This is a genomic window from Lactobacillus apis, assembly GCF_002837055.1.
Lineage (GTDB): Bacteria > Bacillota > Bacilli > Lactobacillales > Lactobacillaceae > Lactobacillus > Lactobacillus apis.
In genome coordinates this window covers 1-11,050 of the sequence record NZ_PDKP01000020.1, presented here as the reverse complement: position 1 = coordinate 11,050, position 11,050 = coordinate 1, and the positions used below count along the sequence as shown (strand labels likewise).

The following is an 11,050-nucleotide window of genomic DNA, read 5'->3' as shown; positions in this document are numbered from 1 at the left end:
TTTCGAAACATACAATGAAGGTAGCAAACGTTGATGTTTTGACTGCTATCACGATTGTTATTCTTATCGAGTTAGTTGCATTCACTGGTGTTATTCCAGCATTCTGGGGCGCCATCTTACAAGAAGTCGTTGACATGATTTCAATCAGTTTGGCTCTTTTAGCCAAAACTAAACCTAAAAATCCTAAGCAAACAGGTCTTCTTGCTAAAGAATAGTTTGACTAAAAACTAATACATACTTACTACTAAAGCAAAAAAGAAAGGTTTTTAACCTTTCTTTTTTATTTCTTCCATTATTAGAGAAAACCGAGGGAGTTATACAGCATATGGGCAATAATTGAGTAACGCAAATCCTTTGTCTGGGTATAAATCCATGCAAGTACACACCCAAGCGCCCAATAAACAAAAATATACTTCGTAAAGCCCGAATCGTGAAGGACGGCAAATAGAAAACCACTAAATACTATTCCTACCCATCTATTTAAAGGAGTTTCCTTTGCAAAAAAAGTGTTGAACACCATACCCCGAAAAATGGTCTCTTCAAAAACTGGTGCTATCAAAACAATCATTGGCTTATAAAAATCACCTGCCTGTCGCGCCAATGCATCTAGCGCTGACTGATTAGCTGATGTTGTCTTAGTGCTAAGTCCCAATGCAGCCTGAACAGCTATGTTAACCAGTACGAGCAAGATGGCACCGATAAAAGAAAGCAAAAGGCGATGCCAATCCCAATGAGGTTTCCTATTAAACCTCCAAGCATTTTCGTTTTTTAATTGTCTGCGATACATTCCATAAACAATTAATATGCCAATAATAGTGAATAAGATAGTTATGGCAATAAAGAGCTTACTATCCAAATGATATTTTCGTTGTAGTTTAAATGGATAAAAATAAAGCAGTTGAATGAGTGAATAGATAAAAAATGACACAATAATTGTCACAATATTACCCAGGAAATAAAAAAATCTCTTCATTAGTATTTTCTTCCTTCATACATTAAGTGGTGGTGATTTTCAGACTTTAACTACTAATATTATCATATACTGACGTTAATATCTTATCATTAGGTCACCTTAGATAGATTCCATGCAGTTTTTTTGTATACCAGAATATTTCCTAGGGAATAATTTTTAAAGTGAACACAACGGGTATTTTGCTTTAGTCAATTACTATGACTTTTAACCTAGCTAATCTATAATAAGGTTAGAATATCTCTTGTAGGAGGAAAATATGTCTAACTTTGTTCAATTTTTTACTCAAAACAAGCCTTTTATTTATTTGTCACTAATTGTTTTGGCTTCTTTAGCCATTTTTTTACTTTCATGGCTTAAAGAACCACGCCGTTTACTTAATGGCATATTATTCACAATTTTTCTTCTCTTGCTCGGTGTCTGGTTAACTGTTGCTGTTCTTTCGACCAGTTTGCGGCCGTTGATTTTAACCTACGAAGTCATTGTTGTGTTGATAATTGCCATAATTACGCTAGTAACCACCTTTTCCTGGCTTTTCTTTTTGTGGAATGCTTACTTTGTCTGGAAAAGAGAAGCACATACGCTATCAAATTTATTGACACTCTTCATTGGTATTGCATTACTTGTTTCTTGGTTAATTATTTTTATTGCACCATTTAGCAAACTGCCTTCCTGGCAAAAGACTTTAATATATACACCTTCTGCAGTAGTAAACTACCTATTATTAGTCGCTTATAACTTTCTTATTAACCTAGCACTTTACCAATTTGTACCACGTCAATATAATCAAGACTACCTCATTGTTTTAGGGGCTGGCTTAGCAAAAGGTGAGACTGTTACCCCGCTTCTTGCTAGTCGCATTAATCGAGCAATTCAATATGCGCAAAAACAGGTCGACAAAGGAAGGAAAATGCCAAAATTAATTATGTCTGGTGGTCAAGGAGGAGATGAAAAGATTCCGGAAGCCAAAGCAATGGCCGAATACGCAATCGGTCGTGGTATTAGTCCTGAATCTATCTTATTAGAAGATAAATCAAAAAATACTTACCAAAATATGCAATTTTCAGCCAAAGTAGCAGCAAAAGACTTTGGCGGCGAAAAATATCGTGCCAAATTTTTCAGTAATAACTACCATATTTTTCGTGCCGCTTTATTTGCTAAAGCGGCTGGACTGAATGCAAACGGAGTTGGTTCATATACAAGATTTTATTTCTTACCCAATGCAATTGTTCGCGAATTTGCAGCTATTTTGGTTACCAATAAGAAACGTCATATCATAGTGATTGGCTTAATAATTCTATTCTTCCTAGTATATGCACTATTGCAATATACTAAAATCGCGCAATAACTCAGGAAAAAAGTCTCTAATTTGTTTAAGAGACTTTTTTAGTTGCTAAATTTAAAAAAATTAAATTGAGGATGGCTTTTTTTAACTAATTGGCTTAATATAATAAGAATTTTAGTGTTACTTATTTATAAGTGCCAAATTATTTTTATGAATTAATAAAAAGGAAAAGAGAAATAACTCATGCTTCAATTAAAAAACTTGCGTAAGTCTTACCACGTTGGTGATACTACGACTAAGGCGTTGGACGATGTCTCAATTTCGTTTCGCAATCAAGAATTTGTCGCAATTCTAGGTCCCAGCGGTTCTGGTAAAACGACAATGTTAAATGTTATTGGTGGACTCGATCGTTACGATAGCGGCGATTTGATTATTAATGGTAAATCCACTAAGAATTTCAAAGAAACTGATTGGGACGCATATCGTAATAACTCGGTTGGTTTTGTTTTTCAAAATTACAATCTAATTTCACATCTATCAATCATTGCCAACGTTGAATTAGGAATGAACTTATCTGGTGTTCCTGCTTCAGAAAGACACCAACGTGCAGTTGATGCTTTAACACAAGTCGGCTTAAAAGATCACATTTCGAAGAATCCTAACCAACTATCTGGTGGGCAAATGCAGCGTGTAGCAATTGCTCGTGCCTTAGCAAATGATCCTGATATTTTACTTTGTGACGAGCCAACTGGTGCTCTCGATACCGAGACTTCTGAACAAATCATGAAGCTAATTCAGAACTTGTCAAAAGATCGATTAATAGTCATGGTCACACACAACCCGGAGCTAGCAAAGGAGTACGCAACTAGGATTGTTAACTTCCAAGACGGTAAAATTTTAGATGATTCAAATCCATTCACACCAGAAGATGAAAAAGACACTTTCAACTTGAAGCGTACTAAAATGTCTTATTGGAATGCTATCAAGTTAAGTTTTACCAACATTATGACCAAAAAAGGTCGTACAACTTTAACAGCTTTTGCTTCAAGCATCGGTATCATTTCTATTGCCATCGTTTTATCGCTATCCAATGGTTTTCAGAAGCAAATTGATACCACAATGAGTAAGGCACTTGCCAAATATCCTGTTACAATCTCGCAAACGGCCACGGACGTTAATAGTATCAGTGACCGTGATGATTCAGAAAAGAACGTTAAAAATCGTGGCTATTTAACTGCTAAAAAGGACAAGTTACAGCAATCGGCACATAAAAATAAAATTACGCAAAAATACGTCGATTACGTAAAGAAGATTAATCCTGAATATGCTAACAATATTTCTTATCAAGTTGGTGTTAACCTCAATTTAATTGGTAAGGAAAATGGTAAGGTTAAGCCCGTTCAGTTTTCACCGCTACCTGCTGGTACAGCTGCTTCTCAAGCGTACGAGCAAATGCAGTCTCAAGCAGCAAGCATGTCCTTTATGGGGTCAACCGTCTTTCCAACCTCATTAGATAAGAAAAAAGGTAACTTCTTAAAGGATAACTACCAATTACTATCTGGCGCTTGGCCATCCAAACCAACTGATTTAGTTATGGTCGTTGATAACAAGAACTCCCTTAACATTAACATTCTGAAAAACCTGGGCATTAAAGTTAAGGCAGATGAGAAACTTAATTTTAATAAGTTAATTGGTAAAGAATTCAAAGTAGTCGACAATAATGACTATTATCAAGAACTGCCTACTGGTATGTTTGTGCCACAAAAACCTAACCAGGCAATGTACAACAATAGCAAAATCAAGTTACGCATTGTTAGTGTAATAAGACCAAAGAATAAGGATTCGATGGCTCTATTATCAAGCGGAATTGCATATAGTGATCGTTTAGCTGTTAAGGTTATCAAGCAGAATCAAAATTCAGCTATTGTAAAGGCACAAAAGAAATCTGACCGTAATGTAATGACTGGGCAAAACATGAATGCCAGTGCTAAAAAGCTGATGATGCAATCGATTGGCGGTTCTTCTCTTCCTGCCGGTATCATGATTTATCCAAATGATTTTGATTCGAAAGACAAAGTCTTAGATTACCTTGATCAATGGAATAAGGGTAAAAAGAAACAAGATAAAATCATCTACACTGACATGTCTAGTGCCGTTACCTCTATGACAGGTGGTTTGTTAAGTGGTATTACGGCTGTGTTAATTGCCTTTGCAGCCATTTCACTTGTCACTTCAATGATTATGATTGGTATCTTAACTTACACTTCAGTTTTGGAGCGAACAAAAGAAATTGGTATTTTAAAGGCCTTAGGTGCTCGTAAGAAAGACATCACACGCGTCTTTGATGCAGAAACATTTATCCTTGGCATATTCTCGGGTGTCTTAGGTGTAGTAATTGCTCAACTACTCATCTTCCCTATCAACAGCATTTTATATTCAATGACTGACTTAGCAAATGTTGCTCAATTAAATCCTGTGCACGCCTTGATTTTAATTGTTATTTCTACTATCTTAACGATGCTAGGTGGACATCTTCCTGCAAGAATGGCAGCTAAGAAAGATGCCGCAATTGCACTAAGAAGTGAATAGTCGCTAATTTCATTTAATTAGTCTCAAATAATGTTACATGTGAAACAAACATTATTTGAGACTTTTTTGTTATCAAAATTGGCCTTAGTTAAAAACGCGTCAGCAGTTAAAAAATTTAATAAAGCTAATTGACAAATTGGCATATACCAATTTATAATGAACTTAACTTAATTGGAGGCTCAACTATGAAAATTATCATTACAAACAACAAAGAAAACGGTAGTACTGAAGGCTTTAAGCTATTTAAAAAGAGCATTGACAATGGTGCTAAGGTAATCGGCTTAGCAACTGGCTCTACCCCTGTAGCTCTATACAACGAATGGACTCAAAGTGATCTTGATAATAGCAATCTTATTAGTATCAACCTTGATGAATATACTGGTTTAACTCCTGATAATGATCAAAGTTACCACTACTTTATGCAAAAAAATCTTTTTGACAAGAAGCCATTCAAGAAATCATATATTCCAGACGGTATTAAAGCCATTAACGACCCTCAAGGTGCTTCTGATGACTACAACAAGATCATTGAAGAAAACCCAATTGATATTCAATTATTAGGTCTTGGTCAAAATGGTCATATTGCTTTTAATGAACCAGGTACTTCTTTTGACTCTGTTACTCACGAAGTCAAGTTAACTGAGAGCACTATTCAAGCTAATTCACGCTTTTTCAGCAATATTGATGATGTGCCAAAATCAGCAATTTGTATGGGAATTGCTAACATCATGAGTGCAAAGGAAATCGTTATTATGGCTTTTGGTGAAAATAAAGCTGATGCCATTAAGAAAATGGTCGAAGGTCCTGTAACTGAAGACGTTCCTGCTTCCGTTTTGCAAAATCACTCTAATGTCACATTAATTATTGACGATGCTGCTGCAAGCAAGCTCAGTGAAGAATCAAAGAACTAATTAGACAACTTAACTAACAGATTAAAAACGATGCAAACTTGCATCGTTTTTTTGTGCCACTAATATTTCGTGTTAGCGCTGTATATAAACAGGTGCATATCACTAACGCTAACAAAATAATCCGTATTATGATTAAGTTAGAGCATGAGAGGATGTGATAAATTGAAACGAAGTAAAAAATGGTTACTGGTAGTTTTTCTGCTTTTACTACTGCCTCTGCCAATTTATCTCTTATGGGAAACTAGCGGTTTTTGGCAAAAGTATTTAAGGCTTAGCATCCCCAAATTGGGTACATTAAATCCTATTTTCGAATGGTATCTAATCGGTGCTAGTGCCATTGTTCTTTTGGCTTTAATCATTAGTTTATTAATCATTCTATTCTGGCCAGTTCAGCGCTACTTCACCTTAATTCATAAGCGCGATGGACAAGTCAGAGTTAATAGTAAGGCGATTAACGGTTACGTCATGAATTCTTTATCTGAACTACCTTTTATCAATAAGGCAAAAGTTGATTCTAAGCTTACTAATCATAAAATCAAAATCAGGATTAGTGGCAATTTAGGACATGGCGACAACGTTAACGCTGTTCTTGAGCAATACCTTGAAGAGCTTAAAGGTGATCTTAGTCAACTTTTGGGAATCGAGCAGAAACCAAAAATCAAAATTAAGTTTGTTAACTATCAAAACTCTGATAAGCCCGAGACACGCGTTCAATAAAGGAGGCAAAAATGAATAAAATTTTGCAGGAACACCTCCCAGAAATATGCGGTGCAGTAATCGGCTTGTTACTAGCATTTTGTTTTTTGGGATTAGGCTTTTTTAAAACTATTTTTGTCATTGTGCTACTAGTATTAGGCTTTCTAGCTGGGCATTATTGGCCCCTGCTAAAAAGCTTGGTAAGTAAACAACAACATTAAATGAAAGGAATTTAATCATTATGGTACAAAATAACAACAACTCAAAACAAGAAGTTAAAGGCGACTTAACATATGACTCTAAAGTAATCCAAAAGATTGTCGGCATTGCTTTGGCAGACGTTAAAGGATTATTAACTGTTAATGGCGGTTTCTTCTCCAACTTAGCTGATAAGATTGTTAACAGTGATGACGTAACTAATGGTGTTAACGTCGAAGTGGGTAAAAAACAAGTCGCTGTCGATATTGAAATCGTTGCAGAATATGGCACTAACATTCCTAAACTTTATGATGAAATTAGACAAAAGATTTATGACAAGGTTAAAGAAATGACAGGCTTGGATACTGTTGAAGTTAACGTTACTGTAGTTGATATCAAGACTAAGGAAGAGCATGAAAAGGACTCTGTCAGCCTGCAAGATCGTCTAACCGGTGCCACTCAAGACGCCAAAGAAAAGATTGACGAACAAAAAGATAAGGCTGAAGATAAAAAAGAAGAAAAGAAAGAAGATCGCGTTAAGTAGCGCATCTTAACCAATCTATTCAAAAAGTGAAGTGCTTCAAACAGTGCACTTCACTTTTTTGTTTTTTAGTTTCACGTGTAACAGTTCCAAAATCTTTTTTCTAAAAATATATATTTACATATCTTTATTAAACTATAAGCAGATTTTTTGGTCTGCATTATGCAAAATCACTTGACATTTTTGCCCCAATGCAAATTAAATTTCTTCTTGTTTACCACTATATCTCGTATTAAACTAGATATTAATCTATATATTGTATTTAAGAAAGAGTGTGATTCAAGTTATTGTTTTAAGCGGGCCTATTGGAGCCGGTAAATCCAGTTTAACCAGTATTTTAGCTGAACATTTAGGAACTCAAGCCTTTTATGAAGGCGTTGATAGTAATCCGGTTCTTCCTTTATATTACCAGGATATGAAACGGTACACTTTTTTGCTTAACATCTATCTGCTTAACCACCGGTTAGCGCAAATCAATCAAGCAGTTAAAGAGAAAAACAGTGTTTCTGACCGTTCTATTTACGAAGATGCTCTCTTTTTCCAAATGAATGCGGAAAGCAATGTCGCTGATCCTACCGAATTTAAGATTTACGACAGTTTACTTGAAAACATGATGGAAGACACCCCAGGAAATCCTAGTAAAAAGCCGGATCTCTTGATCTATATCCGTGTATCATTAGATACCATGCTAAAACGTATCGAGAAGCGTGGTCGGTCTTATGAGCAAATCTCGACTGATCCCAGTCTGAAAGATTACTATGCACGCTTAATTCGCTATTATGAGCCTTGGTACGAAAAGTATGATGCTTCACCTAAGATTGTAATTGACGGTGATAAGTATGACTTTATCGGTGATGAAGATGCTAAAAAGGAAGTTTTAAGCCAGATAGATAGCAAGCTGCGTGAAATTGGCAGTCTAGAATAAGAAGGAACGTGATGACAGTTATTGTTTTAAGTGGCCCTATTGGAGCCGGTAAATCCAGTTTAACCAGTATTTTAGCCAAATATTTAGGAACTAAGCCATTTTACGAAAGTGTTGACGATAATCCAGTCTTACCACTTTTTTACGCTGATCCTAAAAAATATGCATTTCTGCTTCAGGTGTTTTTCCTTAATACACGTTTTCGCAGCATTAAGGACGCATTAACCGACGATAATAACGTGCTTGATCGTTCTATTTATGAAGATGCACTCTTCTTCCAAATGAATGCCGATATTGGACGTGCAACTAAAGAAGAAGTTGACACTTACTATGAGCTTTTAAACAATATGATGAATGAGCTCAAAAATATGCCAAAAAAGAACCCTGATTTGCTCGTCCATATCAATGTTTCATACGAGACGATGCTTAAACGTATTCAAAAGCGTGGTCGCCCGTACGAACAGCTTAGTTATGATTCAACGCTTGAAGATTATTACAAACGACTATTACGTTATTATAAGCCTTGGTATGAAAAATATGATTATTCACCTAAAATGGAAATTAATGGTGATGAGCTTGATTTTATGACCAATGAACATGATCGTGAGATTGTTTTAAATCAAATTGTCGATAAATTAAAAGAGATTGGTAAATTACCTGAATCATGGGATAAGCCAACCAAGGTCGAACTCGATGCATAATCAGTAAAGCAATCAACTTGCATATTGTAGTGAAAAGCCGTTTTTAGATATTTAGTCTAAAAAACGGCTTTTTGTTTTGTTAAATTTCTTGCTGAGCAGTCTAAAATAACTTTTTACACTATTACCATTTTATTATTAAAAAAACATGTGCTATTCTGTCATAAATGTAATTTTTTGCTCATTATTTCAATTTACGCTTTAAAGGAGAATAAGATGAATTATATAATCTCAATCATGCCTTCTCTACTTTCTGGAGCTAAAATGACCCTGATTCTATTCTTATGGACCTTGATCATTTCTATCCCACTTGGAATCATTGTTAGTTTGGGTTTAATCTCACATTTTAAAATTATACGTGCTATTTTAAAATTTTATATCTGGATTATGCGTGGTACGCCATTGTTACTACAACTAATCTTTATTTTTTATGGACTGCCAATCATTGGCATCATTTTTCAACGATACAATGCTGCCTTATTCGCTTTTATCTTAAACTATACTGCTTACTTTGCAGAAATTTTCCGTGGTGGTTTTCAGTCTGTGCCAGGCGGCCAATATGAAAGTGCGCACGTTCTGCAGCTCACAAAATGGCAAACTTTGCGACATATTATTATTCCCCAAGTAAGCAAAATTGTTATACCGTCAATTGGCAATGAAGTAATCAATTTAGTCAAGGACACTTCCCTTGTTTATGTTATTGGCTTGGGTGAACTCCTACGTGCAGGAAACGTTGCAACTGCACGAGACGTTACCCTTGTGCCCTTAGTTCTAGTTGGTATTATCTATCTACTAATGACCGGTATTGCATCATTTATTTTAAAGAAAATCGAACACAGTTACTCTAAGTGGAAATAATAAGGGGAATGATTCATGCTTGAATTAAAGAATATTACTAAAAAATTTGGCTCTCGAACAATTTTAAATAAGCTAAACTTAACAATTCTCGATCAAGAGATATTAGCAATAGTCGGACCTTCGGGTGCCGGCAAAACAACTCTTCTACGTTGCCTTAGTGGCTTAGAAAAAGTCGATTCTGGTCAGTTTCTCTGGAACAATCAAGAATTTGATCCAACTGAACCAAGTAAAGATAATCAAATTACTGGTGTTGTTTTTCAAAGTTACGAATTGTTTCCCAATTTGACCATCATTGACAATATCACACTCGCACCAAGATTGGTTTTAAAAGAAGATAATAGCCAGGCTCTACAGACAGCTAAGCAATTGCTTCACGATCTAGACTTAACTGGCAAAGAAGAACTGTATCCATATCAGCTGTCTGGTGGTCAAAAACAGAGAGTTGCGATTGCGCGAGCATTAGCAATGAAGCCACAAATTCTATGCTATGATGAGCCGACCTCAGCACTGGATCCTGCATTACGTGCCAAAGTCGGCGAAATTATTTTACAACTGAAAAACAATAATAAGATGACACAAATTATTGTTACACACGATATGGATTTTGCTCATCAAGTAGCTGATCAAATTTTCACGGTTAAAGCGTTAGATTTTAAGAAGGTGGATTAAGTGAAATGCAAACGTCTAATGGCATTATTTGCCACCATCTTTTTTACTCTTACTCTGTCCGCTTGTAGCGGTATTTCCGTTAGCAGACAAGCTAACAAAGTTGACAATTGGACTCATATTAAGGATCGAGGCTATGTAGTTGTTGGTGTTGACGACACATTTGTTCCAATGGACTTTCAACAAAAAAACGGAAAACTAATCGGTTATGACGTTGACTTAGCTAATGCAGTTTTTAAATTATATGGTATCAAGGTCAGCTTCCAAACAATTGATTGGTCAATGAATACAACTGAATTAAGAAATGGAACAATTGATGTAATTTGGAATGGTTTCAGTAAAACTCCCGCTAGAGAGGCAAAAGTCAACTTTAGTAAAACCTATTTGGATACAACACAGGTCATAGTTGCACTGAAGAAAAATCACATTAACAGCATTAAAGACATGCAAAATAAAGCACTAGGCGCCCAATCTGGTTCATCAGGTTACAATGACATCACGAATTATCCAAAGGTACTTGCTAACCGAATTAAAGACCACTATCCAATTCTCTATGATTCCTTTACTAACGCCTTTATCGATCTAAACGCAGGTCGAATTGATGGCTTGTTGATTGATAGTTCCTATGCTAATTACTATATTTCGCGTCAAAAGCATCCTGAACGATTCACTGAAATTGATAGTTCTTTTCCAAAGGAACAATTTGGCGTTGGTAT

12 protein-coding genes and 1 pseudogene are annotated in these 11,050 nt (G+C 35.6%); 12 read left to right on the top strand and 1 reads right to left on the bottom strand.

Annotation, left to right across the window (positions count from 1 at the left end; translation table 11 throughout):
* Positions 1–215 (top strand): annotated as a pseudogene (locus CRG87_RS07105) (heavy metal translocating P-type ATPase); the annotation flags it as partial.
* 80 nt (positions 216–295) lie between these two features.
* Here CRG87_RS07105 and CRG87_RS07100 read toward each other — a convergent pair.
* The gene (locus tag CRG87_RS07100) at positions 296–973 is read right to left on the bottom strand and encodes a CPBP family intramembrane glutamic endopeptidase (protein ID WP_074426174.1); all 678 of its coding nucleotides are present in this window, start codon (positions 971–973) and stop codon (positions 296–298) included.
* A 256-nt stretch (positions 974–1,229) separates the two neighbouring features.
* Between CRG87_RS07100 and CRG87_RS07095 the strand changes: the two genes are divergently transcribed.
* From CRG87_RS07095 to CRG87_RS07045, 11 genes are all read left to right on the top strand, one after another.
* Positions 1,230–2,318 (top strand): YdcF family protein, encoded by a 1,089-nt coding sequence (locus CRG87_RS07095; protein ID WP_074426173.1) that lies wholly within the window; start codon positions 1,230–1,232, stop codon positions 2,316–2,318.
* A 180-nt stretch (positions 2,319–2,498) separates the two neighbouring features.
* The gene (locus CRG87_RS07090) at positions 2,499–4,844 is read left to right on the top strand and encodes an ABC transporter ATP-binding protein/permease (protein WP_074426172.1); all 2,346 of its coding nucleotides are present in this window, start codon (positions 2,499–2,501) and stop codon (positions 4,842–4,844) included.
* Between the two features lie 185 nt (positions 4,845–5,029).
* Positions 5,030–5,755, top strand: a complete 726-nt coding sequence (locus CRG87_RS07085; RefSeq protein WP_074426171.1) for a glucosamine-6-phosphate deaminase — start codon at positions 5,030–5,032, stop codon at positions 5,753–5,755.
* 162 nt (positions 5,756–5,917) lie between these two features.
* Positions 5,918–6,472 carry an alkaline shock response membrane anchor protein AmaP gene (gene amaP / locus CRG87_RS07080; protein ID WP_074426170.1) on the top strand — a complete coding sequence of 185 codons (555 nt, stop codon included), beginning with the start codon at positions 5,918–5,920 and terminating at the stop codon, positions 6,470–6,472.
* An 11-nt stretch (positions 6,473–6,483) separates the two neighbouring features.
* Positions 6,484–6,672: a DUF2273 domain-containing protein gene (locus CRG87_RS07075; RefSeq protein WP_074426169.1), complete on the top strand. Its 189-nt coding sequence runs from the start codon at positions 6,484–6,486 to the stop codon at positions 6,670–6,672.
* A gap of 20 nt (positions 6,673–6,692) precedes the next feature.
* Positions 6,693–7,193 carry an Asp23/Gls24 family envelope stress response protein gene (locus tag CRG87_RS07070; protein WP_074426168.1) on the top strand — a complete coding sequence of 167 codons (501 nt, stop codon included), beginning with the start codon at positions 6,693–6,695 and terminating at the stop codon, positions 7,191–7,193.
* A 271-nt stretch (positions 7,194–7,464) separates the two neighbouring features.
* Positions 7,465–8,115, top strand: a complete 651-nt coding sequence (locus tag CRG87_RS07065) for a deoxynucleoside kinase (RefSeq protein WP_046308048.1) — start codon at positions 7,465–7,467, stop codon at positions 8,113–8,115.
* Positions 8,116–8,126: 11 nt separating this feature from the next.
* Positions 8,127–8,813 carry a deoxynucleoside kinase gene (locus CRG87_RS07060; protein ID WP_046308050.1) on the top strand — a complete coding sequence of 229 codons (687 nt, stop codon included), beginning with the start codon at positions 8,127–8,129 and terminating at the stop codon, positions 8,811–8,813.
* Positions 8,814–9,026: 213 nt separating this feature from the next.
* A complete protein-coding gene (locus CRG87_RS07055; protein ID WP_074426167.1) occupies positions 9,027–9,668 on the top strand; it encodes an amino acid ABC transporter permease in 642 nt (213 codons plus the stop codon).
* 15 nt (positions 9,669–9,683) lie between these two features.
* On the top strand, positions 9,684–10,337 hold the full coding sequence (locus tag CRG87_RS07050) for an amino acid ABC transporter ATP-binding protein (protein ID WP_074426166.1): 654 nt from the start codon (positions 9,684–9,686) through the stop codon (positions 10,335–10,337).
* Between the two features lie 18 nt (positions 10,338–10,355).
* Positions 10,356–11,050: amino acid ABC transporter substrate-binding protein (locus CRG87_RS07045; RefSeq protein WP_101138718.1), on the top strand; the 695-nt coding region annotated here is incomplete at its 3' end.

What these genes read in the sequence shown, in the direction of transcription:
- CRG87_RS07075 (WP_074426169.1), top strand. Translation starts at nt 6,484, where the DNA reads ATGAATAAAATTTTGCAGGAACACCTCCCAGAAATATGCGGTGCAGTA.
- CRG87_RS07095 (WP_074426173.1), top strand. Translation starts at nt 1,230, where the DNA reads ATGTCTAACTTTGTTCAATTTTTTACTCAAAACAAGCCTTTTATTTAT.
- CRG87_RS07070 (WP_074426168.1), top strand. Translation starts at nt 6,693, where the DNA reads ATGGTACAAAATAACAACAACTCAAAACAAGAAGTTAAAGGCGACTTA.
- CRG87_RS07100 (WP_074426174.1), bottom strand. Translation starts at nt 973, where the DNA reads ATGAAGAGATTTTTTTATTTCCTGGGTAATATTGTGACAATTATTGTG.
- CRG87_RS07060 (WP_046308050.1), top strand. Translation starts at nt 8,127, where the DNA reads ATGACAGTTATTGTTTTAAGTGGCCCTATTGGAGCCGGTAAATCCAGT.
- CRG87_RS07085 (WP_074426171.1), top strand. Translation starts at nt 5,030, where the DNA reads ATGAAAATTATCATTACAAACAACAAAGAAAACGGTAGTACTGAAGGC.
- CRG87_RS07050 (WP_074426166.1), top strand. Translation starts at nt 9,684, where the DNA reads ATGCTTGAATTAAAGAATATTACTAAAAAATTTGGCTCTCGAACAATT.
- CRG87_RS07090 (WP_074426172.1), top strand. Translation starts at nt 2,499, where the DNA reads ATGCTTCAATTAAAAAACTTGCGTAAGTCTTACCACGTTGGTGATACT.
- CRG87_RS07055 (WP_074426167.1), top strand. Translation starts at nt 9,027, where the DNA reads ATGAATTATATAATCTCAATCATGCCTTCTCTACTTTCTGGAGCTAAA.